This window comes from Streptococcus sp. LMAG:39, from assembly GCF_008680485.1.
Lineage (GTDB): Bacteria > Bacillota > Bacilli > Lactobacillales > Streptococcaceae > Streptococcus > Streptococcus pasteurianus.
In genome coordinates, this window is the sequence record NZ_NALE01000001.1 from 1,043,111 (window position 1) to 1,067,642 (window position 24,532).

Here is a 24,532-nt window from a genome sequence, read left to right on the forward strand (position 1 = left end):
TTTTTATTTTATTATTAAGCAATATCAAATTTGAGTTGCCCTTTAGAAACGCCGATTTTAAGGGTATTTCCACTTGCCAATTCGCCTGATAAAATAAGCTCTGATAATTCATCTTCAACTTTATCTTGCAGAGTACGGCGGAGCGGACGAGCTCCCATTTCTGGGTCGTATCCAATTTCGGCTAAATATTTCAATGCTGATGGTTGGAATTTTAGCGTAATATCTTTTTCAGCTAGTGTCGCAATCAATGGTTTAACCATGATTTTCACGACATCACGCATATTTTCTTGAGTTAAGTTGTGGAAAACAACCTTTTCATCAATACGGTTGATGAATTCAGGTCGGTAAGCTTTTTTGAGTTCTTCCATGATGCGTTTTTGCATTGCCTCATAATCATGAGCCATATCACGCGCACCAAAACCAACTGTCTTTTCATCACGCAAAGCAGTTGCCCCAAGATTTGATGTCATGATGATAATCGTGTTTGAAAAATCAACTTTACGACCACGACTATCCGTCAGCACACCGTCATCCAACACTTGAAGAAGCACATTGAAAATATCTGGGTGGGCTTTTTCAACTTCATCAAATAGAAGCACAGAATAAGGTTTGTTGCGAACTTTTTCAGTCAATTCACCACCTTCTTCGTAACCGACATACCCTGGAGGAGCTCCGTTAAGACGGCTCGCCGCAAATTTTTCCATGTACTCAGACATATCAAAACGGATAAGAGCAGATTCATCATCAAATAGCAGTTCTGCTAGTGCTTTAGTCAACTCTGTTTTACCAACACCCGTTGGACCCAAGAACATAAACGACCCAATCGGACGTTTGCCTGTACGAATGCCCGCTTGATTACGACGAATAGCACGACTAATCGCTGAAATAGCTGAATCTTGGCCAATCACACGCTTATGGAGTTCTTTTTCGAGGTTCAAGTATTTCTTACTATCTGCCTGTGTCATTTTCTCAACAGGAATACCTGACAAACGACTGAGCGTTGCCATAATATCATCTTCTGTCACAGCAGTTGGTTTACGATTTGGCCTCTTGCGTGACTCTTTCAGCAATTTCGTTGCCAATTTGAAATCACCTTCCAAAATAGCTTTATCAGCAGGTGTCAAAGTAGCTGGCGCTTCTTTTTTCACCAAACCTTGAACCGTTGCACTTGCTTCATCAAGCAAATCAATCGCTGAGTCAGGAAGATTTTTACTTGTCAAATAGCGATGCGCAGCTTTGACAGCCGTTAAAACAGCTTCGTCAGAAATCACCACATTATGAAAATCTTCATATGATTTCTTTAACCCAAGCAAGATTTGGTAAGCATCTTCAACACTTGGTTCTTCAATGGTAATCTTAGCAAAACGGCGAGAAAGCGCCGCATCTTTTTCAAGATGTTTTTGATATTCTTCTTGCGTTGTCGCACCAACCATATGAAGCGTACCACGCGCAAGCGCTGGTTTTAGAATATTAGCCGCATCCAAAGTGCTGTCAATTCCAGAACCTGAACCCATAATCGTATGCACTTCGTCAATGAAAAGAATAATATGACCATCTTCCTCAATATCTGAGATGATTTGGTTCATGCGTTCTTCAAAATCACCACGGAATCGCGTACCAGCCACAACGCTCATCATATCAAGCTCTAGAACACGCATATCTTGGAGTTCATACGGAATCGCACCATTGACAATCCGCTGTGCCAAACCGTAAGCAAGAGCCGTTTTACCAACACCAGCTTCCCCTACTAAAACTGGATTGTTTTTCGTTTTGCGACTAAGCACCTGCACCATACGAGAAATTTCTTTTTCACGACCGATAACAGGTTCTAATTTTCCTTGACGTGCCATCTCTGTCAAATCACGCGTGAAATCTGACAAATCCCCCGCTGTTGACTGTGGTTTCATCATTTCAGAAAAAGCACCGCCCATTGTCGCTTTTTTCGGCTTACGAAGCCCATGAATAGCCTTGATATTTTCCTTTGTAAAACCAGCATTACGTGCCAAACTCTTACGCAAATCAATCAAACGAGCAGCGTCACCGTCTTCTTTATTTTTAAAACCAGCAACTTCTAGCAAACGTGTGGCAAATAAATCAAGGTTTAACAACATCGCATAAAGCACGTGTTCTGTCCCGATTTCGTTACCGCCAGTCACCTGACAAATAGACTCAGCAAATGCTAAAACGTCACTAAGAGCTTTAGATTGTTCTACAAAATGAACTCTGTCAACGTCCGTTAACGGTGATTTCCCAATGGCTAAAACAGCTGCCGCTTCATATTCTTCATAGGCGATTTTAGTTTGGTATTCCGCAAATGTTAGTCCTGCGACTGAGTCATGGATAGCAACCATAGCTAAAAGGACGTGCCAACTTTCTAAATATGGGCTTTCAAAACGCGCTGCTTGGTATTGAGCAACACTGAAAACCTCTTGCATTTTTATCGAATACTCACTCATAAATGGAATCCTTTTCTATCTAATCTTTGTAAAATTTTCCGCAACATACGTGCCCTAATCTCTGGAGCATCTTTGCCAAGAACATCATCCGAAGCTGTTGCTAAAATCAAATTTCCTTCACGTTCAGTAATGATTTTTTCATCAAACAGCAACTGAATCAAATCCGTGAAAACCTGCTCACTAATACGTTCACCAATGTTTGCCATAAGATTACCAAACATTTGATGTTGATCTGAAAAACGCACTCTGGCAATGCGGATATAACCTCCGCCACCACGTTTACTTTCGACAGTATAACCACGACTTTCCGTGAAACGCGTTTTAATCACATAATTAATCTGGCTAGGAACAACTTGAAAGGTATCTGCCAAGTTTGACCGCTTAATTTCGGCAATACCTGATTGGGCAAGTAATTGCTTAATGTATTCTTCAATACTATCAGATGTATTTTTTGCCATTAGCTTCCTCCTTTTCAAGATTAATGACCATTTCCAAATAGACTATCTTTGACTATAACTGACTATCATTATAACAAAAATATCCTTTTTAGGGGAAAATAAGCCCTACTAATTTAGATAAATTTAATATCATCATCTCAAGTTTCATAAAAATAAAGTCAATCACACCAATCCAGTATATTGAGCAAGTAAGAATTGAGTGCATTAACCCACTGTGTACGCTTTGGCAACTCCCCTAATCGCTTGCGAAAGAATGTGCGTTAGCGTATTGTACCAAGTTCTTCTTTTGATTATCGTGCGCAACATAGTAAATCTTGTTGTAATTCACTTTAGCACAGCTATACGTAAAAAATGGATAGAGAAGCATCTTGATGATAATGAAAAATAGTTGTCCTTCTCTGAGACATTGCAAAGTTGTGAGCGATGATAAAAAGTACCTTAGCTTTGGCCGGCAAGGTGCTTTTCTTGTACTCAGATATTACTCTGAAATTCTCCTTGCTGTTGTTATAGCATGAGCTAACATCTCTTGTCAAAGAAAGGCACTCAAATAGTCAATCACACCAATCATGATACTATTTTCAGCCTAAAACAATCACCGAAAGACAGATTTTGGTTGTGTTTGCTCAAGAGATAGGATACAATAAAATCTGTAACAAATGAAAGGTTTCAAGTAAATGAACTATATTATTACATTTTTGATTTCCATGCTTCCTCTTGTAGAACTTCGTGGCGCTGTTCCTTATGCAATCGCCACTGGTATTCCAATGTGGCAAGCACTTATTATCGGCGTTGTCGGTAATATGCTCCCCATCCCAATTATCTTCTTCTTCGCACGTCGTGTGCTTGAATGGGGAGCAGATAAACCAGTTATCGGTGGTTTCTTTACTTGGTGTTTGAAAAAAGGTCACAGCGGTGGTAAAAAACTAGCTGCGACTGCTGGTAACCGTGGACTATTTATCGCCTTATTACTCTTTGTTGGTATCCCCATTCCTGGAACAGGAGCCTGGTCCGGAATATTAGCCGCATCAATCCTCGATTGGAACTTCAAACAAAGCGTCGTTGCAGTTATGCTCGGGGTTATCCTCGCAGGACTAATCATGGGAACACTAACAATTCTCGGCTTAGGAGCATTTAGCTAAAAAAGAGCTTAGGAAGCAAACCAAGCTCTTTTAATGTTGTTTTTTATCAACTGTTAGCAAGATTTCTCAAGCATACAAAACCACCTGAGATTTCTATCTCAGATGGTTATTTTATTAGCAAGCTATTCTTATTTGTTAAGTGCTGCTGCCATTGTTGCTGCAACTTCTGATTCAAAGTCGTTAGCTGCTTTTTCGATACCTTCACCAACTTCAAAGCGAGCAAAAGTGATAACTTTAGCATTTACTGAATCAAGGTATTGTTCAACAGTTTTGCTATCATCCATGATGTAAACTTGTGCAAGAAGTGTGTATTGTTGGTCAACTTTAGTGTTATCAAGCATGAAGCGATCCATTTTACCAGGGATGATTTTATCCCAGATTTTTTCTGGTTTGCCTTCTGCTTTTAGTTCTGCCTTGATATCTTCTTCAGCTTGAGCGATTACTTCATCAGACAATTGTGATTTAGAACCGAATTTCAAGTGTGGAAGAGCTGGTTTGTTAACCATTGCACGTGATTCGTTATCTTGATCGATTTTGTGGTTCATTTGAGCTAATTCATCGTGAATGAATTCTTGATCAAGTTCTTCGTATGAAAGAACTGTTGGTTTCATAGCTGCAACGTGCATTGAGATTTGCTTAGCAAGAGCTTCGTCGCCACCTTCAATAACAGTTACAACACCGATACGTCCACCGTTGTGTTGGTATGCACCAAAGTGTTGATCATCAGTTTTTTCGATAAGAGCGAAACGACGGAATGAAATTTTTTCACCGATAGTCGCAGTTGCATTAACATAAGCTGCTTCTAAAGTTTCACCTGAAGTCAAAGTAACTTTAAGTGCTTCTTCGTTATTAGCTGGTTTTTGTTCAGCGATAGCTTTAGCTGTTTCTTTAACCAATTCAACGAATTGTGCGTTTTGAGCAACGAAGTCAGTTTCAGCGTTAACTTCAACAACTGCTGCAACGTTACCGTCAACATAAAGGCCAGTCAAACCTTCAGCGGCTACGCGGTCAGCTTTTTTAGCTGCTTTAGCCATACCTTTTTCGCGAAGCAATTCAATTGCTTTTTCCATGTCACCATCAGTTTCAACAAGTGCTTTTTTAGCGTCCATGACACCAGCACCTGATTTTTCGCGCAATTCTTTTACTTGAGCTGCAGTAATTGCCATTTTTATGTCCTCCAAGATTTTTTATTTCCAAAATAATAAAAACGAGACAGAGCGGTTTGCTTTCTGCCCCGTTTTAAAGCATATCAAAGACTGTTAAGCCTTAAAATCTTATTCGTTGTCGCCTTCTACAACTTCAACAATTTCTTCGATTGAGTCAGCTTGTGCTTCTGATGCAAAATCAACATCTGCATCTTCACCTTGACGTCCTTCGATAACAGCATCAGCCAATTTAGATGTAATCAATTTAACGGCACGGATAGCGTCATCGTTTGCTGGGATGATAACATCGATATCATCTGGATCAGCGTTTGTATCAACCATTGCAACAACAGGGATACCAAGTTTTTTAGCTTCTTTAACAGCGATTTGTTCTTTGTGTGGATCAACAACGTACATTACGTCTGGGATACGAGGCATATCTTCGATACCACCCAAGAATTTTTCAAGACGAGCACGTTGTTTGTTAAGAAGAGCAACTTCTTTCTTAGGAAGAACTTCAAAAGTTCCATCTTCTTCCATGCGTTTGATTTCTTTCAAACGAGCGATACGTTTTTGGATAGTATCCCAGTTTGTAAGAGTTCCACCCAACCAACGGTGGTTGATGTAGTATTGACCAGCACGTTCTGCTTCTTCTTTAACAGCATCAGCAGCTTGCTTTTTAGTACCAACAAACAAGATAACAGCGTCGTTAGCAGCTGCATCACGAACGAATTCGTAAGCTACATCAGCCATTTTTACAGTTTGTTGAAGGTCAATAACGTGGATACCGTTACGTTCTGTGAAGATGTATTTAGCCATCTTAGGGTTCCAGCGACGAGTTTGGTGACCAAAGTGAACACCAGCCTCAAGAAGTTGTTTCATTGAAATTACTGCCATGAGTAGTTTCTCCTTTTTTATAATGTTTTTTCCTCTCCCAGACTTCATCTTGCAAACCCACCCATAAAGAGCAACAGGTTCACAATACATCCAGAATGAGTATTTGTTGCATAAAACAACTGTTATAGTTTACCATAAAACCCCTATTTTGACAAGTCAAATGCAACCTTAAAAAAGCTTTTCTTTAAAGTATTTTGGCACTACCTCCTATCATTAAATCTCTGCCATAATAAATTCTTATTTCCTTATCACAAAAACAAAAGCCCGACAGAGTCGGGCTTTTGGCGTAAACACATTATATAAAGGCGGTAGACGGATTTGAACCGACGATCAAGCTTTTGCAGAGCCGTGCCTTACCACTTGGCTATACCGCCATAACAAATAATATTCTACCTTAAAATCTAAGCGGCGTCAAGTAAATTTCTTAAATTCTGAACTTATCTACCAATTCTATTTCCCTTGTAAAATACGGCATTTATGCTATAATACTAAAAATCTTTGGAGGTGTTTTATGAAAAAACTAAGTCCTAACAGTCATATTCGCGTACTCAGTCCGTCAGATTCAATTGCTCGCTTGGGTGGATTTGAAGCCAATCTTTCTGCCAAAGAAACGTTAGAAAATCTAGGATTTCGTGTGTCATTTTCAGAACATTATTTAGAATCTGATATGCTCGATTCTTCTTCAATCGAAAGTCGCGTCGCTGATTTACACGCTGCCTTTTTGGATGACTCTGTCGACGCCATTTTGGCTACCATTGGTGGCTTTAATTCTAATGAGTTATTACCCTATCTTGACTATGACTTAATTACCAAACACCCCAAAATTATCTGCGGTTATTCTGATTCAACAGCTTTTTTAAATGCTATCTATGCTAAAACTGGAATGCTGACATACATGGGACCTTCATATTCTAGTTTTAAAATGAAAGAAGGTCAAGATTACCAGAGCAAGGCTTGGTTAAATGCCATGACAAAATCAGCTTATGACCTTGTTCCAAGTCAGGAGTGGTCAAGCGACCCTTGGTATGACCCAACACAACCACGTCATTTTATGCCAACAGAATGGAAAATTTACAACGCAGGGAAAGCTTCTGGCACCATTATTGGTGGAAATTTATCTACTTTTGGACTTCTTCGCGGAACACCTTACACCCCTCAAGTCAACGATTATGTCCTTTTCTTAGAAGAGGCAGAAGAAGATGACTATCATGATTTTGATCGCAATTTAGCAGCCATTTTACAAGCTTACCCCAATCCAAAAGCGGTGCTTATCGGACGCTTCCCAAAGGAATGCCAAATGACACCCGAAATATTAACCTATATCCTAGACAAGCACCCACTTCTTAAAACCATTCCTGTCATGTATGACCTTGATTTTGCCCACACTCAGCCACTCTTTACAATCACTATCGGCGCACAAGCAAGCATTGACACTGATACTTTGAGTATTCACATCGAGGAATAAATACCCTAAAAAAGAATAATTAAAATATTTTCATTTGCAGATTTGTAAATAAAGCGATTTCACCAATTCCTCTGCTAAAATGAGGTTATAATCTATGGAGGAAATCTACTATGCTGAAACGCTTATTTAATTTATTACCTATTCTTATCTTTTTGCTTTTGCCACTTATTTTATAAGCAACCCTTACTAATAAACTTTAAAATAAACTCTTTTCATGACACAAAAAAAGCCAAGCAAAAATGCTCAGCTTCAAACTTTTTCAACAAATCACCAAATGATAACGCGGTCTTCTGGTGCGCGCCACATTGGGTCACCTGCTTTGATGTCAAATTCTGTGTGGAATTCATCAAAGTTTGTCAATGTAACATTGGTACGAAGTTTTCCTGGTGCATGAACGTCAATGCTTGCTAACATTTGCATATATTCATCACGCGCTTTCATGCGCCAAATCGTTGCAAAGTTGATGAAGAAATCACGTGCTGAGAAATCCTCGTCTTGTTTTGCGGCTTCGAGTGCACAAGCCACACCACCAAGGTCAGCCACATTTTCAGAAACGGTTAATTTACCATTGACTTTCGCACCATATGAATCTAAACCGTCAAATTGGTCAACGATTTTATCTGTACGTTCTGTAAAGGCTTGGTAATCAGCTTCTTTCCACCAGTTATTGAGGCTACCATGTTCATCAAATGATGCACCGTTGGTATCAAAAGCATGTGAAATTTCATGGGCAATAACCGCACCAATACCACCATAGTTAGCAGATGAACTTTGTTCTAAACTGTAAAATGGGGCTTGTAAGATCGCCGCTGGAAAGACAATCTGATTTTGTTGTGGGTCATAGTAAGCATTAACCATATGGGCAGGCATATGCCATTCACTACGGTCAACAGGCTTGTTCCATTTGCTCCAGCTATGTGCGATTGAAATTTTAGCAAGGTTTTGCGCATTTTCAACTAATGACAACGAGTCATCAATGATTTTCTTAGCATAAGTTTCTGGCAATTTTTCAGGATAACCAATGTGTGGTGTAATGACGTTTAATTTAACAATGGCTTTATCACGTGTTTCTTTTGCTAACCAATCTGCTGACGTCAAACGTTTCTTGTAAACATCAATCATTGTCGCTACTTTATGTTCCACGTCGGCTTTGGCTTCTGGAGAGAATTTTTGCCCAGCATACCAAAGACCAAGTGCTTGGTTATAAGGGCCCGAAGCTAAATAGTAAGATGCTTTTTTCTTATCCATAGCTTGTGGTGTCCCTGAAAGCGCACGACCATAAGCACCTGAAAGCACACGAATGTCATCTGTTAAGTAACCGTTAAACGCCCCCGTAGCTGATAAAACCAAATCCGCCTTTAGCAAATCCCAGTTCTTTTCTGAATAATAGTCAGCAGCAAACTCTGTCCAGAAACGTTCTTCAGGAACAATCACTTTGTCAGGAATTTCTCCCAAAATTTGCGTGAAAATAGCATCCAAAGGCAATTCTGGTGCTAATTTTGTAAAATCAGCCCAATCATATGGGTGATAAAGTTTGACGTATTCAGAAGATTCTTCACGTGACAAAACATATTTAGCGACTTTGGCATCTAATGCAATCACCTTGTCAAGCAAGTCTTTCGTTTCTTCAGCTGAAAAACCAAATTTTGGCAATAATTCTTCTTGCATTTGGCGCCAGATAGCTAGTAATTCTTTACCTTTTTCATTATCTTCGGCATAGTAAGTCGTATCAGGCAAGATTGTTCCAGGAGCTTCTGCCCAAAGAACATTGAGCTGCGCATTCATGAAATCTGGGGCAACACCAAGCGGAAATTCATTTGGTTTTCCTGCCATTTCAAAATCTGCAATTTTGCCTGCAAATTCAGCAAAAGAATCCAAGTTTTTGTATTCTTCGATCAATGGAAGAACTGGCGCGACACCAACTTCTTCACGTTTATCATAATCTGAAGTCATACGATGAAACTTGATATAGTTTTGTAAAATACTATCCTCTGGTACATCTTCGCCGCTAAGCCATTTATCTGTTGTCGCCAACATTAAGTCTTCAATCTCATCGGCTAAATCTGAAAAACCACCTGTACGTGGTTTATCATCAGGAATAACGGCTGTTTTTTCCCATTCGCCATTGACAGCATCATAAAAATCGTCTTGATATCGAGTCATAAAAAATCTCCTTTAATTTATTAGAACCATTTTATCAAAAAAAGGTGAGAATAGCAGATATAAAGCACATTTGTCAGAAATTAAATAACAGACTTTCTGACACTTTTTTGCTATACTTAGAGCAAGGAGGCAACTATGACTAAAAAACATTATAATTGGGCAACCCTGGGAACTGGTGTCATTGCTAATGAATTAGCGCAAGCACTTCAACAACAAGGGCGAAAACTCTATTCTGTTGCTAACCGCACTTATGATAAGGGGCTAGCTTTCGCTGAAAAATATGGCATTGACAAAGTTTATCAAACTATTGATGAGGTATTTGACGACCCTAACGTAGATATTATTTACATCTCAACGCCACACAATACACACATTAACTTTTTGCGCAAAGCCCTAGCAAACGGCAAACACGTCTTATGTGAAAAGTCAATTACGCTTAACGCTGACGAATTGGACGAAGCTATCAAGCTAGCTGAAGAAAATCACGTCATTTTAGCAGAAGCCATGACCATTTTCCATATGCCAATTTACCGCAAACTTTCAGAAATCATTGCGACTGGAAAACTCGGTGAATTGAAGCTCATTCAAATGAATTTTGGCAGCTACAAAGAATACGATATGACAAACCGTTTCTTTAATCGTCAGTTAGCTGGCGGTGCACTTCTTGATATTGGTGTCTATGCTCTTTCTTTTGTCCGTTGGTTTATGACATCAACGCCGACTCAAATTGCTTCCCAAGTAAAACTAGCTCCGACAGGAGTCGATGAACAAGCTGGGATTTTGCTAACTAACAGCCAAGGCGAAATGGCAACTCTGACGTTAAGCCTTCACGCCAAACAACCAAAACGTGGAACAATCGCCTACGATAAAGGTTATATCGAACTTTACGAATACCCTCGTGGGCAAAAAGCGGTGATTACATATACCGAGGACGGACATCAAGAAGTCATCGAAGCTGGAAGTACCGCACTCGCTCTTTCCTACGAAGTCGCTGACATGGAAAATGCCATTTCTGGTCAAGAAAATGCCATGCACCTCGACTACACCAAAGACGTCATGGACATTATGACAAAACTCCGCAAAGACTGGAACCTCACTTACCCAGAAGAAGAATGACAACACACAAAATGAGCAGGGAAATCTCCCCGCTCTTATATTTTCACCCAACAGATTCGCCTCAAAGTGCTATAATAAGCCTTAAAGAGAGAGTTAGAAGGGGATAAAATGGAAACTACACATACCAACCGAAAAAATGTGATTATTCGTTATGCTTGTTTAGTACTATTTATCATCCTTATGGGTATTGACATCTTTTTGGGAAAATCATTGTCTAGCGGAGTATCTAAACTGCTTATTTGCACATCATGTCTTGCTATTCTTGGCATGATTATCGCTGGTTATCGGTATGAATGTGATAAGTTTGCCCAAACAGACGACTTGACGCGTATCAGAACGCTCGGTGTTTCCATTAATCCACATAGCCGTCTTGGAAAAATCAGCTACGGTTTAGCCATTGTATTGATAATTACCATTCTGGTCATTATCCTGCTTGCTTGATAAATTTTCTTGATAAATGGCAAGTGTTTGATAAGGTTTTAAAGTGATTTTTTCAGAAAGGTTTGTTTCTGGATAATTGCTTAACAAAATTTGTCCTGACTGATAAGCTTCTGGCAAATCAAGCTCAACTTCTTTAGCAAAAAAATTATTCAACACCAACAACTGTTTTCCGTCAAAATGACGTTCAAACGCATAAATATAAGAATTATCTTGATAAGCTGACTGATAACTTCCTTCCGCAATAATTGGTAAGTCTTTTCTAAGACGAATCAATTGTTGATAGAAAGTGAAGATTGGTCCGCTTTTTTCATTTTCAACATTAATGTCACGATACGTTTTACCAACTTTCAACCATGGTGTGCCTGTTGAAAATCCCGCATTCTCTGAAGCATCCCATTGCATCGGCGTACGGCTATTGTCACGTGATTTTGCTTGAATAATGGCAAATGCTTCCGCTTCTGTCTTGCCTGATGTCAGTAATTCTTGGTAAGCATTTAAACATTCAACATCAACATAATCAGCCATGCTGTCATAATCTGGATCGAGCATACCAATTTCTTCGCCCATGTAAATATATGGTGTACCACGAGACAAATGAATAGCTGCCGCTAACATGGTCGATCCCTCATTACGGAAGTTTTTAACATCTATGAAACGATTAATCGCACGAGGTTGGTCATGATTATTCCAGAAAAGTGCTGACCAGCCACCACCCTCACTCATTTTTTCACCCCAAGTGTGGAAAAGGTTTTTTAATTCTTCAAAATCAAATGATTTTAATGTCCATTTTTGACCATTTTCGTAGTCAACCTTAAGATGATGAAAATTGAAAACCATATCCAATTCATGACTGTCAGGGGTGCTATACTGGATACAATTTGGAACGTCTGTAAAACTCATTTCACCAACCGTCATGCTATCGTCATCTTGACCAAATGTCGCTTGATTTAACATTTTCAAATAATCGTGCGCAATCGGACGGTCTGTGTATTCAGGTTTACCATCAAAAGCAGTATTATCTTTCAGCTCTTCATCTTTACCAATTAGATTAATCACATCGAAGCGAAATCCCTTGACACCTTTTTCACGCCAGAAATTAACCACCTTGAACAATTCCTCACGCACATGCGGATTGCGCCAATTCAAGTCAGCTTGTGTAATGTCAAACAAATGCAAATAATATTTGCCAGTATCACCAAATGGTGCCCAAGCATTGCCACCGAACTTTGAAACCCAATTCGTCGGCGTATCACGTAAAATGAAGAAATCTTGATAATATTTGTCCCCAGCTAAAGCTTTTTGGAACCATTCATGCTCTATTGAACAATGATTCAAAACCATATCAAGCATTAATTCAATGCCATGTTCCTTAGCTTTTTGACTTAATTCTTCAAAATCAGCCATTGTCCCAAATAAGGGATTGACCGCTGTGTAATCTGAAATATCGTACCCATTATCACGTTGAGGACTTGGATAGAAAGGGTTGAGCCAGATGACATCAACACCTAATTCTTCCAAATAGGGTAATTTTTCAATAATCCCACGTAAATCCCCTACGCCATTGCCTGTCGTATCTTTATAAGATTTTGGGTAAATCTGATAAACGACTTTTCTCTTATCAAATGCCAATTTTTGCTCCTTTATCACAATTTACTTGCTGTAAAAATCGCTTCCCCACGCGCAACATCACACGGCAATTCTCGTGTAACATCCGTCTGGAAATCATTTTGATTGGTCACAATAACAGGTGTCACCACAGGATAGCTAGCCGCTTGAATAGCTGCCATGTCAAAACTAATCAAAGCATCACCAACCGACACTCTATCACCTTGCTTAACATGAGCCGTAAAGCCGTCTCCGTCAAGATTTACCGTGTCCATACCGATATGCATCAGCAATTCAAGACCTTCATCTGAAACCAAACCAATCGCGTGTTTTGTTGGGAAAAGAACTGACACTACACCGTCAACTGGCGCAACCAATTCTCCTTCTGTCGGTTCAATCACAACACCTTGTCCCATAACACCTTGGGCAAAAACAGGTTCTGGTGCTTCACTCAAATTTTTAGCGCGTCCTGCAAGCGGACTTTGGATAGAAATCACTGTTCCTGCAGGCACTTCCGCATCCTTTTTAGCCTCAACAACTACCTGAACTTGTGAATTTTCATCTGACTTCACTTCATCTTCAGCTTTTGTCAAGAAACCAACACGACGGAAAATAAATGTCAAAACAAATGGAATAACAATTGCAATCACCATATCAATGGCAAATAAGCCCATGTATTTTGCTTGAATCGAAAGAATACCTGGCAAACCACCGATACCAATCGCATTAGCCGTGATATTGAAACTTGTACAGAATAGCCCTGCAATACCTGAACCAATCATCCCTGCAACAAATGGGTAAACATACTTCAAGTTAACCCCAAAAAGTGCTGGTTCTGTGACACCAAGATAAGCTGAAATCGCTGCTGGCAATGAAATTTGAGCTTCACGTTCATCATGACGATTCATCACATAAAACGCCAAAACAGCAGAACCTTGAGCAATATTTGACAAAGCAATCATTGGCCAAAGCCCAGTACCACCAGCATCCGCAATCAATTGTGTATCAATCGCATTAGTCATGTGGTGTAAACCAGTAATAACAAGTGGCGCATAAAGTGCACCGAAGATAGCACCAAAGAGCCATTTCACAGGACCAGTCAATCCAGCAAGTACCACTGCCGAAATACCTTTACCAATTGTCCAACCAATCGGACCAAGCACCGTATGTGCCAAAATCAATGCTGGAATCAATGATAGAAACGGCACAAAAATCATCGAAATCACTTCTGGAATATGCTTACGCCAGAACCGTTCCAGGTAAGCCAAAGACAACCCTGCCAACAGCGCTGGAATAACTTGAGCTTGGTAACCAATCTTTTGAACCGTAAAGAAACCAAAATCCCAAGTCCAGTTTGCCGCAATTTCAGCAGCTGATGTGCTGGCAACATTATAAGCATTTAACAGTTGGTTTGGAGAAATCAAACAAATCCCCAGAACAATCCCCAGAATCTGGCTAGTTCCCATTTTACGTGTCACAGACCAGACGATTCCTACTGGTAAATAGTGGAAAATCGCTTCACCTGGCAGCCACAAAAATGAGTTCACACCAGACCAAAATTGAGAAACCTCAACAATCGTCTTACCATTCAATGCTGACCATTCAACACCTTCAAGAATATTACGAAAACCTAAAATCAAACCACCAACGATAATCGCTGGAATGATAGGTGTAAAAATTTCCGCCAACATTGCAAGCGCACGTTGTAACCAATTTTGATTTTTCTGCGCAGCTGATTTAGCCGCTTCTTTTGATACCCCTTCGATACCAGAAACCGCTGTAAAATCATTATAAAAAATAGGGACATCATTTCCGATAATCGCTTGGAATTGCCCTGCATTTGTAAATGTCCCCTTAACCGCAGGGATGGCTTCCAAACGCTTAACATCCGCCTTACTCTCATCATTTAAAACAAAACGCATCCGCGTCGCACAATGCGTTACCGCCGCAATATTTTCTTTCCCGCCGATAGCTTCAAGCATTTCACGGGCATCTCTTTCAAATTTTCCCATATGTCTTCGGTAAAACCGACTCCTTCGTTAGTCTATAAATAGTTGCTAGCTTTATTTACAAGGTTATTGTAATCGTTTCCTATTTTGTCTGCAAGTTGTTTGCTGTAAATAAGCACATTTTTTCTTGATTTTTTCCAAGTCATATGGTAATTTAAAAACAACTTTATAAAACTAAAGGAATTTCTCAACATAACTCATGAAAAAATACGAACAAATCTTTAAAGACCTTGAACACGATATTACCTCTGGCATTTACCAAGCTGGTGACTATCTCCCCACCGAAAACGAGCTAACCCAAACCTACCATATGAGCCGTGACACTATCCGCAAAGCGCTTAGTCTCCTTGCTGAAGCAGGGCTTATCCAGAAAATTCACGGTTCTGGCTCTCAAGTCATTAAGCACGAGCAGATTGATTTTCCCGTTTCACAGCTCACAAGCTATAAAGAGCTGGTCGACGCTCACCATATCAATTCCAAAACCAATGTCATTGCCATTGATAAACTTATCGTTGATGAAAAATTAGCTGCGCTGACAGGTTTCAAGAAAAATAACCTTGTCTGGCGAATCATTCGCCAACGTGTCGTTGACGGCACCGCTTCTGTCCTTGACATTGATTATTTAGACAAAAAAATCGTGCCAAATATGACACGAGAAATCGCCGAACAATCCATTTACGATTACCTTGAAAACCAACTCCACCTCATCATCGCTTTCGCTCAAAAAGAAATCACCATTGACCAGCTAACTGACCGTGACAAACTACTCCTTGACATCGGTGCCGAACACCACGTTGTCTCTGTCAAATCAAAAGTTTACCTCGCCAACAAACACCAATTCCAATTCACCGAAAGCAGACACAAACTCGAAAAATTCCGCTTCGTTGACTTCGCAACCCGAAAACCACAGTAACACGTGACACCTATTTGAGAATAAAAAAACGCAGTCTCTCCCATATCTCGAAAGTTTTGAAATACCTTGGATTTCCTGCTGAACTGTCAGCCCTACCACTCACAGCGCCTAAGGGGATTATCAAAAAGAAACTAGTTACAAATAATTATTGTTACTAGCCAATTTCAGAATGATTTGTGAACGAAGCGAGCACAAAAACGATACTTACTGCCGTTCACATAGCCTGAACCTAGAAATTGAAAAGCGAAAAAGCTAAGAAAGGCATTAAAAATTTTCTTCAATCAAAAAGCGGCTGGATATAAAATGTCCCGCTGCTTTTGCATTAATGTCGTAATCTGCGGTAAACATTTACCACCAATAAAAGCACGATTAGAATAAATATTACAAGGAATGGTGCAACCATCAAAGGTTTTACCTGAGAAGTAACACCATTAAGTGATTTTAAATTATTAATTTTGAAACTCGAACTATCAGCAGCAATTGTGAATGAAGAAGTAATATCAGTTTTTTCAGTACCATTTACAAGGTAGACCTTGGCATCTTTATTGTAAGTTAAACCAGTTGAAAGTGTATCTGATAATTCAAGATAGTATTCATCATACGAAGCAAGATTATCCGGTAATGTAGCAGTCAATTGGAAAGGTACTGAATCGTTAATATCGTAATCAGCAGAATCTTGCCAACCAGTAGTTTCACCAGTTGTATCGTTAATATCTTTTAGATTTTTCTCAACAGTTGGAACACTTGTCCTAGATTCTACAAATTTCATCTCCTATAATCGTGAATTTATCCGCTCACTTGTCGAAAGTAGACATTTCTCGCTTTTAACTGCAAAATTTAATAACAAATCGCCCTTAGGTAACAATGTATTACGAAGCACACATTAGTCACTCTTTATGTTCTCACAAGTTTATAACTACATGTTATAGTAGCATCAAAAAGCCTAACATAGACAACGAACCTAACCCCAAGAATTAGACAAGAATCTAACAATTGGGGTTAGGTTTATTATACGTGTTAGGCTTTTATTCATGAAATTTTCTGTGGACAAGTCAAAGTATTCTGCAAATACGTAAAAAAAGCCGAAAATCACCAGCTTTTTTACACAGATATCATCACTTATTCACAGCTTGTGGATAAGTATGGTTATATACTGGGGATAACTTGTGTATAAATATGCCAATAATCCCATAATATCAAGCTTTAACACTAATCCACATAATTTGAAAACATCTTGTTTATAACTCATTTTTCACAAGAAGAGTTTACCTCAAAACTTACTAGAAACCTTACCCTAAAGGGAGTTCTAAAATTTTCACAAAAAAAGAGTTGTGTACTTTTCCACAGCTATTATTCTTGACTAAACTTTCACAAGCTAGGAGAAATTGCCCAAAATTTACTATTTTTCTACTCATTTTGCGATTCAAAACAAAAAAGAAAGAACCCCACTAGCGGAGTTCTTTCAGGAGATTATGAAAAAGAAAAGTTTTAGGATTGTTTATAGTATATAAAGACTTGCTTAAACTTACCTTAAGCTAAAAAATTATTTTTCCGAATAAGGATAGCCCAAATGTTCATAAGCTTTTTCAGTTGCCACACGACCAGTACGAGTGCGCATAATAAAGCCTTTTTGAATCAAATACGGCTCATACATATCCTCAACAGTATCACGCTCTTCAGCGATATTAACGGATAGCGTTCCTAAACCGACAGGACCACCGTTATAAACCTCAATCATGGTACGCAAAATTTTCTGGTCAATGTAATCAAGCCCCTCATGGTCAACATCTAACATCGTCAATGCTTTATCGGTAATATCTTTTGTGATAATACCATCTCCCATAATTTGGGCGTAATCACGTACACGTTTTAAGAGACGATTAGCAATACGAGGTGTTCCACGACTACGTCGTGCCAATTCTTGGGCAGCTTCATGGACAATTTCCATTTCAAAAATATCTGCCGTGCGTTCAACAATTTCTGTCAAATCTTCAACGTCATAGTATTCCATATGCCCAGTAATGCCAAAACGAGCACGTAAAGGATTAGAAAGCATACCAGCACGTGTTGTCGCACCAATCAGGGTAAACGGCGGTAAATCCAAGTGAACACTACGACTAGTCTCGCCATTGCCAATCATGATGTCAATATAAAAATCTTCCATGGCGCTATAAAGTACTTCTTCCACAGCCATTGGCATACGATGAATTTCGTCAATAAAAAGCACATCACCAGGTTCCAAATCATTCAAGATAGCAACCAAATCACCAGCTTTTTCGATAGCAGGTCCAGATGTCTGTTTTAAATTCACCCCTAATTCATTAGTAATCACAAATGCCATTGTCGTTTTACCAAGACCTGGAGGTCCAAACAATAGCACATGGTCCAAAGACTCGTCACGTAATTTTGCTGCCTCAATAAAGATTTTTAGCTGATTTTTAACCTTATCTTGTCCGATATATTCTTTTAAAAACTGAGGACGAAGCGTGCGCTCCGCAAATTCCTCATCACCCATAATATCATTATCTAAAATTCTGCTCATACCCTTATTATACCAAAACCAAGACCTACAGTGAATTGTTTAACTAGGAAATCCCACTAATACAATGATAACCAGCAATTTTATTAATAAAAAAGATCGAAGAATAAATTTTCTTCAATCTCACTTCCTTAAATTAAATCATCACGGCTGACTTGTTCAAACTTTTGGTCACCGTCATTTAATTTATCCCAAATGACAACCTCACCAGCTTTCAACGACTTTTGAACGTCAATGATACGTTGATTAGAAGAACCACGGAATTGCAACATTAAATTTTTCTTGGTAATATCAAAACGTCCGTCAACCAAAATATCGATTAAGCTAAGCATTTCCAGCTTATCTGGCGTTTCTTGCATCATTTCTTCCCATGTATAACCTGTCCAAGACCAAATGTCCTTTTCAGGCAATTCACGACGCACACGTTTGATTAATGGCAACAGAATCCCCGTATTAAGAAATGGTTCACCACCAAGAAGCGTTAGCCCTTGAACATAAGGTTGTGCCAAATCAGCCATGATTTGCTCTTCAAGCTCTTGTGTATAAGGCATACCAGCCTTGAAAGACCACGTTGCCGCATTGTAGCAGCCTTTACAGTGAAACATACACCCAGAAACATAAAGAGAATTGCGTACACCCTCACCGTCAACAAAGTTAAAAGCTTTGTAGTCAATGATTCGTCCTTGACTTAATTCCTCTGACTTCCATTCACCAGGCTCGGGAGTATTCCAATTTTTTTCTTCCATCCTAGCCTCTTTCTAGTTTTAATTTCCACTTATCCACAGGTTATTCTTCATCCAAATTTATCCAATAACGCTCGGTTGACTCACGGACATCCTCTAAAACACCACCATTTGCCAAAATCACTTTTCGGCTAGCAATATTATCCATGTGACAAGTTACCAAAGCTTGCTTGATATTTTTCTTTTTAGCTTCTAGTAAACCTAGATGAAGCTGTTCCTTAGCCAATCCCTTATGACGCTCTGACGGACGAATCGAATACCCAATATGTCCCCCCTTATTTAAAAGATTATCATTTAGACGTAAACGTAAATGCAAAAATCCTAGAGCCCTTCCGTTATCACCAAAAGAAACAAATTGAATCGCTGGAACAAACGTTGACGGCACATCAATACCAATTTCACTTAATTGATTTCTTTCAATCCAGTCCTCATAAACAAAGTTATCCACAGACCAAAAACCGCCATCATGAGCAGATTGACTTGCCTCAAATTCTTTCATCATGTCAATAACAGCTGCTTTATCTGATAATTCAGGTCTTCGTAATTGCATAAACGGTACCTCTATTTGCTTTTCTTTTTAGCTTTTTCTAAAAACTGCGCTTTCAACTGATTAACACGCGTTTTTTTGTCAGTTTTCACATTTGAATGTTTTTCGTGAAAACGTTCAACTTGTTGCATACCCTTATAATCTAACTGATATTTTCCCATATGCTTTCCTTTCATTAAACTATCTATTTAATACAATAAAGAAGCTGGGACAAATGTCTCCAGCTTCAATATGTCCTGAAACTGTCTAAACCATATTTATTAACGCGTTTTCCATATTTGATATAAGTGATAAGAAGTCTCAAACAAGGAAAATGACTCGTTTAAAATAAGCAGGAAAAACTCCCGAATTGACAGGTTGGTGACTTTGTCAAGAACTGAGAGCCCTGTTATTTTCCCATTTTAAGCTTTATGTTTGCTGTAATCACCAGGATTTTTAATTGTTGAACCGTTCATGTGTTTCACACGAGCAGAAATTTCTTTGTGACGACCATTAACCATTGGACGGGCTTGTGGGTTTCCAAGATATCCACAAGTACGTTTAACAACATCTACTGTTTTCGGGTCGCTGTTACCACAGTTTGGACAAACGAAACCACGTTCAGTTGGTGTAAAGTCACCTTCAAATCCACAGCTATAGCAACGATCAATTGGCGTATTTGTTCCAAGGTAACCAACACGGCTGTAAGCATAATCCCAAACAGCTTCTAGAGCTTTTGGATTTTGTTGAAGAACTGGGTATTCACAGTAATGGATAAAGCCACCTGTTGCACCAGCTTCTGGATAAGCTTTTTCAAAGTCTAATTTTTCAAATGGTGTTGGATCCTTACGAACATCATAGTGGAATGAATTTGTGTAGTATTCTTTATCTGTAATGTCTTTAACGATACCGAATTTTTCTGTGTCAAGACGGCAGAAACGGTCTGTCAAGCTTTCAGACGGTGTTGAATAGATTGAGAAATGATAATCAAATTCATCTGACCATTCTGTACACAATTTTTTCATCTTACGAATGATATCAACTGTGAATTCTTTGGCTTCTGGGTTTGTTTCCCATTCTGGACCATAAAAGACTGTACCAACTTCGTAAAGTCCGATATAACCAAGTGAAACCGTTGCACGGCGATGACGGAAAAGTTCATCAACATTATCATATCTGCCGAGACGTTTACCAAAAGCACCGTATTGGTAAAGAATTGGCGCATTTGCTGGTGTCGCTTCTTTAACACGTTCTACACGGTAAACAAGTGCATCTTTAGCAATGCCCATACGTTCGTTGAAGATTTCCCAGAATTTATTGATGTCGCCATTTGATTCCATGGCAATACGTGGAAGATTTACAGTCACAACACCAAGGTTCATACGACCTGAGTTAACTTCGACACCATTTTCATCTTTCCAACCTTGTAAGAATGAACGACATCCCATTGGCGCTTTAAATGAACCTGTCAATTCAACGATTTTATCGTATGAAAGAACATCTGGATACATACGTTTTGTTGCACATTCCAAAGCTAATTGTTTAATATCATAGTTTGGCGTCCCCACTTCAAGGTTCAAACCACTCTTCAAAGTGAAGATAAGTTTAGGAAAAATAGCTGTACGATGTTCACTACCAAGACCTTTAATACGGATAGTTAGGATAGCTTTTTGGATTTCACGTTCAAACCAGTTTGTTCCCAAACCAAATCCAAGAGAAGTAAATGGTGTTTGTCCGTTTGATGTAAACAACGTATTGATTTCGTATTCAAGACTTTGCATAGCATCATAAATGTCTTTTTTCGTTTTTGTACAAGCATAATCTTCACGACGGTTTTCTGCTACCCAATCTTGAGCATCTTTAAGATGTTTTTTATAGTTAAGCTCAGCATATGGTGCCAAAAATTCATCGATACGGTCCGCTGTACAACCACCATATTGGCTTGACGCAACATTCGCAATGATTTGTGAAATTTGCGCGGTTGCAGTTTGGATAGATTTTGGACTTTCTACCTCAGCATTACCAATCTTGAAGCCATTTGCAAGCATACCCTTGAAATCAATCAAACAGCAGTTTGTCATTGGAGTGTACGGGCTGTAATCAAGGTCATGATAATGAATATCACCTTTTTGGTGAGCATTGGCAACATGAGCTGGCAGCATTTTAAGACCAATTGATTTACCAACAATACCTGCAGTCAAGTCACGTTGAGTATTAAAAACTTCACTATCTTTGTTGGCGTTTTCATTAACGACAGTTTGATCTTTGTTCAATAGTTTATCAATCGTAAAATTGATGTCTGTCGCTTGAGAGCGCGCAAAATCACGTTTTGTACGATAATTAATATATTCTTGTGCAATCGCATATTCATTTGCTTCTAGAAGCTCATGCTCAACGATATTTTGAATTTCATAAATTTTGACATTATCTTTGAAGCGATCAAAAATTTCAGCAATGATGTTATCTGAAATAGTTTCCAATTTTGCTTCAACAACTGGTGACATTTTTGTCACATTAATACTTGCTTTTACTAAAGCATTATAAATTTTATCTGCATCAAAGTTTACAGAACGTCCATCACGTTTGATAACTTTAACAGCTGGTTGAGTCGCAATTGTTTCTTTTTCTAATGTAATCATATGAACACTCCTTCTCACTCGTCTATTATAACACGTAAGAAAAAAAAATCAATATCTTGTGGTCGTTTTTTTATTAGACCACAAGATATTGCGTTTATCCTCTATTTTTTATGATAGACGGTAAAGCCTGATACACCGCTGATTGAGACCTCTTCATAGTTTGAAGAAATATCATTTTTTATTGTATCAGAAATTTTTTCATCATTATTAACAACAATATACGACGCTAGATTTTGTAATAATTCATCTTCTAATGTTTTTTCATTAGATGTTTTAGTCGTATTCACAACAGGCGATGTAAATTGTGAACTGCTTGCTAACTGACTCTCAATCCCAACCTTAGATGATGTGTCCCAAACGTAAATCGTATCATCACTAGATGTTTGCTTCTTCAAATAGCTTGCAATCGTTGAACGCTCACTATCAGTACTAGCTGACAAAAGATGAGAAACCACAGGTTGTCCCACACCAATGACAAGCACCAAAATCGGCAAATAAAGATGACAACTTAGATATAATCCAAAAATACCATTGTCACCACAAGATGATTTCTTACGACGATGTGATATTTTCGTCAAGCTGCGTTGATAACGTTCACCCAATGCCATTGCGGTTAACAACAAACCAAAAGGCAATACTGTTAACAAATGATAGAAATGATAACTTTGTGACAAAAGGTCCATAACTAAGAAGCCTAAGAAAACAAGGAAGATAAGCCATTTAGATACCTTGTCACTAGCTCCCTTAGTGATTTTTCCAAAAGTAAGCGCACCAAGTAAAATCCCTGAAACTAGAGCTACAACAACTTGGAATAGCAATGTCAAGATAAAATTACTATCATTTGTCGCAAAATACGTAAATTGATAAACAATTGCTTGAGAAATATAGGATGACAACACCTGCAAATTCAGGATAAAGTAACCAACTGTGTAAAAGACAAGAATTGTTCCGAAAATGATACACAATAATTGATATAATCCTCGAGCAAAATGCTTTTGTGTTAAATTATAAACGATAATGGTTAGGAAAGAAAGCCCCCAGAACACCAAAGTACGTGGCTCTAAAAGCATTGCTGCTGCGCCAGCAAATCCATAAAGGATAAAGGCTTCGTCTTTAATGATATCCGCAAAATATTTTGTTAGGAACCACAAAGATACCATAACAAATGGCGTCGCAAATTGGATAGGATACAAACCACCAAAACCAAGAGCAACGTTTAATAGGTAAAAAATACCACTAAAAGCAACTGCTACACGTTGGCTACTAGTAAAGTAATTAACCAATTTATAGAAATAGATTCCTGATAAGTAGAACGTTACAATTTGAATTGGCACCAACCACAACGTAGAACCAAGATAGTAAGCCAAAGCAATCAAAGCATAATAAAGGAAGCCACCTGTCGCAAACATATCTGTAAACGGAAGTTGTCCTTTGGTAAACATTAAACCAATGTAAAGGTTTTGAGATTGCACACTATTTGCCATATCTGTAAAGACTGGTATTGATACCGACAAACAACTAACAACAACACTCAATATTAAAAGGTAAAGTTTATGAGGTCGTGGGACCTTTGTTCTTCTAGACGCCTCTTGGTGACTTTTGTTCTCACTAACCTTACGAACTGAACGACTTGAACGGCTGTAAGATTGTGCAGTACTCTGATCTACATTTACTTGTTCTGATGTATTCACTTATTCTCTCCTTGAATTGTCATACTTTAAGTATAACAGAAACTAATCATTAGTCAATTTGGGGAGTATAGCACAGTAAACTAAAATTTCCCTAAAACGGTGATAAGGTTTGGTTTTATAGCGCTTCAAGAAGCTTCTTTCTTCTTTGCTCAAACACGCTTTCTTTGCCATGATTCACACCTCCTTTACTTAGTATTCGTAAAAGAGCATGAAAAAAAGCATAGGCATAACCTATACTTCCCTTCAACATATCAAGACAATATTAGTCCTCATCTAAAAAGCTATTGAAAACTTCTTCAATCATATCCCACTCAGCATCTGAATCTTCAGGAATTGGTTGAAGGTCACCTTCAGTTCCATCTTCATTTTCAGTAAATGAGTAAGCTTGAATTTCAATTTGTCCTTGTTCATCTTCTTCAGCACCCGCTGGTACCAAGAGAACGTAGCTTTTCCCAAACTCTTCACGTCCATCAATAGTCAAAAGAATTTCAAAAAGTGTTTCATTACCTTGATCATCTACCAGTGTAATAACTTCATGTTCGTGATCGTGATTATGGTTATGTGCCATAAAGTTTCTCCTTTAATGA

At 38.6% G+C, this 24,532-nt stretch carries 20 protein-coding genes, 1 tRNA gene and 1 pseudogene; 5 read left to right on the forward strand and 17 right to left on the reverse strand.

Annotated elements, in window-relative coordinates; all coding sequences use genetic code 11:
- Positions 1-14: 14 nt before the first annotated feature.
- Entirely contained in the window at positions 15-2,456 is a 2,442-nt protein-coding gene (locus tag CCC20_RS05130) for an ATP-dependent Clp protease ATP-binding subunit (RefSeq protein WP_287179399.1), read from the reverse strand.
- Entirely contained in the window at positions 2,453-2,914 is a 462-nt protein-coding gene (locus CCC20_RS05135; protein WP_003066826.1) for a CtsR family transcriptional regulator, read from the reverse strand. The genes CCC20_RS05130 and CCC20_RS05135 overlap by 4 nt, the downstream gene beginning before the upstream one ends.
- A 674-nt stretch (positions 2,915-3,588) precedes the next feature.
- On the opposite strand from CCC20_RS05135, the gene CCC20_RS05140 reads away from it, so the two are divergent.
- Positions 3,589-4,053 (forward strand): COG2426 family protein, encoded by a 465-nt coding sequence (locus tag CCC20_RS05140; RefSeq protein ID WP_003066829.1) that lies wholly within the window; start codon positions 3,589-3,591, stop codon positions 4,051-4,053.
- A gap of 128 nt (positions 4,054-4,181) precedes the next feature.
- On the opposite strand, the gene tsf is transcribed toward CCC20_RS05140, so the two are convergent.
- The 3 genes from tsf to CCC20_RS05155 form a co-directional block, all read right to left on the reverse strand.
- Positions 4,182-5,219 carry a translation elongation factor Ts gene (gene tsf, locus CCC20_RS05145; RefSeq protein WP_003066832.1) on the reverse strand — a complete coding sequence of 346 codons (1,038 nt, stop codon included), beginning with the start codon at positions 5,217-5,219 and terminating at the stop codon, positions 4,182-4,184.
- A 108-nt stretch (positions 5,220-5,327) separates the two neighbouring features.
- On the reverse strand, positions 5,328-6,095 hold the full coding sequence (rpsB, locus tag CCC20_RS05150; protein WP_013852317.1) for a 30S ribosomal protein S2: 768 nt from the start codon (positions 6,093-6,095) through the stop codon (positions 5,328-5,330).
- A gap of 303 nt (positions 6,096-6,398) precedes the next feature.
- Positions 6,399-6,469, reverse strand: a tRNA-Cys gene (locus tag CCC20_RS05155).
- Positions 6,470-6,606: 137 nt separating this feature from the next.
- Here CCC20_RS05155 and CCC20_RS05160 point away from each other — a divergent pair.
- A complete protein-coding gene (locus tag CCC20_RS05160; RefSeq protein WP_058692567.1) occupies positions 6,607-7,560 on the forward strand; it encodes a S66 family peptidase in 954 nt (317 codons plus the stop codon).
- 267 nt (positions 7,561-7,827) lie between these two features.
- On the opposite strand, the gene CCC20_RS05165 is transcribed toward CCC20_RS05160, so the two are convergent.
- On the reverse strand, positions 7,828-9,723 hold the full coding sequence (locus CCC20_RS05165) for a M13 family metallopeptidase (RefSeq protein ID WP_013852319.1): 1,896 nt from the start codon (positions 9,721-9,723) through the stop codon (positions 7,828-7,830).
- A gap of 135 nt (positions 9,724-9,858) precedes the next feature.
- Between CCC20_RS05165 and CCC20_RS05170 the strand changes: the two genes are divergently transcribed.
- Positions 9,859-10,839 carry a Gfo/Idh/MocA family protein gene (locus CCC20_RS05170; protein WP_069789129.1) on the forward strand — a complete coding sequence of 327 codons (981 nt, stop codon included), beginning with the start codon at positions 9,859-9,861 and terminating at the stop codon, positions 10,837-10,839.
- 108 nt (positions 10,840-10,947) lie between these two features.
- Positions 10,948-11,280: a hypothetical protein gene (locus CCC20_RS05175; protein WP_058692569.1), complete on the forward strand. Its 333-nt coding sequence runs from the start codon at positions 10,948-10,950 to the stop codon at positions 11,278-11,280.
- Here CCC20_RS05175 and treC read toward each other — a convergent pair.
- Together treC and treP are read right to left on the reverse strand one after the other, a co-directional pair.
- On the reverse strand, positions 11,230-12,909 hold the full coding sequence (gene treC, locus CCC20_RS05180; RefSeq protein WP_058692570.1) for an alpha,alpha-phosphotrehalase: 1,680 nt from the start codon (positions 12,907-12,909) through the stop codon (positions 11,230-11,232). The two genes, CCC20_RS05175 and treC, sit on opposite strands and share 51 nt — an antisense overlap.
- Before the next feature lie 14 nt (positions 12,910-12,923).
- Complete coding sequence (treP, locus tag CCC20_RS05185) at positions 12,924-14,897, reverse strand: PTS system trehalose-specific EIIBC component (RefSeq protein WP_058692571.1); 1,974 nt, start codon at positions 14,895-14,897, stop codon at positions 12,924-12,926.
- A 196-nt stretch (positions 14,898-15,093) separates the two neighbouring features.
- On the opposite strand from treP, the gene treR reads away from it, so the two are divergent.
- Positions 15,094-15,807, forward strand: a complete 714-nt coding sequence (treR, locus tag CCC20_RS05190) for a trehalose operon repressor (RefSeq protein WP_003066857.1) — start codon at positions 15,094-15,096, stop codon at positions 15,805-15,807.
- 409 nt (positions 15,808-16,216) lie between these two features.
- Here the strand turns inward: treR and CCC20_RS05195 are convergent.
- From CCC20_RS05195 to CCC20_RS05235, 9 genes and pseudogenes are all read right to left on the reverse strand, one after another.
- Positions 16,217-16,567 (reverse strand): annotated as a pseudogene (locus tag CCC20_RS05195) (isopeptide-forming domain-containing fimbrial protein); the annotation flags it as partial.
- A gap of 783 nt (positions 16,568-17,350) precedes the next feature.
- Entirely contained in the window at positions 17,351-18,349 is a 999-nt protein-coding gene (gene ruvB, locus CCC20_RS05200) for a Holliday junction branch migration DNA helicase RuvB (protein ID WP_003066863.1), read from the reverse strand.
- Between the two features lie 128 nt (positions 18,350-18,477).
- Complete coding sequence (gene nrdG, locus CCC20_RS05205) at positions 18,478-19,092, reverse strand: anaerobic ribonucleoside-triphosphate reductase activating protein (RefSeq protein WP_003066866.1); 615 nt, start codon at positions 19,090-19,092, stop codon at positions 18,478-18,480.
- A 40-nt stretch (positions 19,093-19,132) separates the two neighbouring features.
- A complete protein-coding gene (locus tag CCC20_RS05210) occupies positions 19,133-19,639 on the reverse strand; it encodes a GNAT family N-acetyltransferase (RefSeq protein ID WP_058692572.1) in 507 nt (168 codons plus the stop codon).
- Between the two features lie 11 nt (positions 19,640-19,650).
- Positions 19,651-19,797 carry a hypothetical protein gene (locus tag CCC20_RS05215; RefSeq protein WP_287179411.1) on the reverse strand — a complete coding sequence of 49 codons (147 nt, stop codon included), beginning with the start codon at positions 19,795-19,797 and terminating at the stop codon, positions 19,651-19,653.
- Between the two features lie 240 nt (positions 19,798-20,037).
- Positions 20,038-22,254: an anaerobic ribonucleoside-triphosphate reductase gene (nrdD, locus tag CCC20_RS05220; RefSeq protein WP_003066874.1), complete on the reverse strand. Its 2,217-nt coding sequence runs from the start codon at positions 22,252-22,254 to the stop codon at positions 20,038-20,040.
- A gap of 101 nt (positions 22,255-22,355) precedes the next feature.
- Positions 22,356-23,945, reverse strand: coding sequence for a glycosyltransferase family protein (locus CCC20_RS05225; protein ID WP_041972992.1), 1,590 nt, complete (start codon positions 23,943-23,945; stop codon positions 22,356-22,358).
- 42 nt (positions 23,946-23,987) lie between these two features.
- Positions 23,988-24,116: a hypothetical protein gene (locus CCC20_RS05230; RefSeq protein WP_259293846.1), complete on the reverse strand. Its 129-nt coding sequence runs from the start codon at positions 24,114-24,116 to the stop codon at positions 23,988-23,990.
- 91 nt (positions 24,117-24,207) lie between these two features.
- Positions 24,208-24,513, reverse strand: coding sequence for a DUF1292 domain-containing protein (locus CCC20_RS05235; protein ID WP_287179415.1), 306 nt, complete (start codon positions 24,511-24,513; stop codon positions 24,208-24,210).
- Between the last annotated feature and the right edge of the window lie 19 nt (positions 24,514-24,532).

Excerpts from the sequence above, each read along its gene's own strand:
- CCC20_RS05235 (WP_287179415.1), bottom strand. The coding sequence starts at position 24,513 with ATGGCACATAACCATAATCACGATCACGAACATGAAGTTATTACACTG.
- tsf (WP_003066832.1), bottom strand. The coding sequence starts at position 5,219 with ATGGCAATTACTGCAGCTCAAGTAAAAGAATTGCGCGAAAAATCAGGT.
- nrdG (WP_003066866.1), bottom strand. The coding sequence starts at position 19,092 with ATGGAAGAAAAAAATTGGAATACTCCCGAGCCTGGTGAATGGAAGTCA.
- rpsB (WP_013852317.1), bottom strand. The coding sequence starts at position 6,095 with ATGGCAGTAATTTCAATGAAACAACTTCTTGAGGCTGGTGTTCACTTT.
- CCC20_RS05215 (WP_287179411.1), bottom strand. The coding sequence starts at position 19,797 with ATGGGAAAATATCAGTTAGATTATAAGGGTATGCAACAAGTTGAACGT.
- CCC20_RS05230 (WP_259293846.1), bottom strand. The coding sequence starts at position 24,116 with ATGGCAAAGAAAGCGTGTTTGAGCAAAGAAGAAAGAAGCTTCTTGAAG.
- CCC20_RS05130 (WP_287179399.1), bottom strand. The coding sequence starts at position 2,456 with ATGAGTGAGTATTCGATAAAAATGCAAGAGGTTTTCAGTGTTGCTCAA.
- CCC20_RS05140 (WP_003066829.1), top strand. The coding sequence starts at position 3,589 with ATGAACTATATTATTACATTTTTGATTTCCATGCTTCCTCTTGTAGAA.
- CCC20_RS05170 (WP_069789129.1), top strand. The coding sequence starts at position 9,859 with ATGACTAAAAAACATTATAATTGGGCAACCCTGGGAACTGGTGTCATT.
- CCC20_RS05165 (WP_013852319.1), bottom strand. The coding sequence starts at position 9,723 with ATGACTCGATATCAAGACGATTTTTATGATGCTGTCAATGGCGAATGG.
- CCC20_RS05210 (WP_058692572.1), bottom strand. The coding sequence starts at position 19,639 with ATGCAATTACGAAGACCTGAATTATCAGATAAAGCAGCTGTTATTGAC.
- treP (WP_058692571.1), bottom strand. The coding sequence starts at position 14,897 with ATGGGAAAATTTGAAAGAGATGCCCGTGAAATGCTTGAAGCTATCGGC.
- nrdD (WP_003066874.1), bottom strand. The coding sequence starts at position 22,254 with ATGATTACATTAGAAAAAGAAACAATTGCGACTCAACCAGCTGTTAAA.
- treR (WP_003066857.1), top strand. The coding sequence starts at position 15,094 with ATGAAAAAATACGAACAAATCTTTAAAGACCTTGAACACGATATTACC.
- CCC20_RS05135 (WP_003066826.1), bottom strand. The coding sequence starts at position 2,914 with ATGGCAAAAAATACATCTGATAGTATTGAAGAATACATTAAGCAATTA.
- ruvB (WP_003066863.1), bottom strand. The coding sequence starts at position 18,349 with ATGAGCAGAATTTTAGATAATGATATTATGGGTGATGAGGAATTTGCG.
- CCC20_RS05160 (WP_058692567.1), top strand. The coding sequence starts at position 6,607 with ATGAAAAAACTAAGTCCTAACAGTCATATTCGCGTACTCAGTCCGTCA.
- CCC20_RS05175 (WP_058692569.1), top strand. The coding sequence starts at position 10,948 with ATGGAAACTACACATACCAACCGAAAAAATGTGATTATTCGTTATGCT.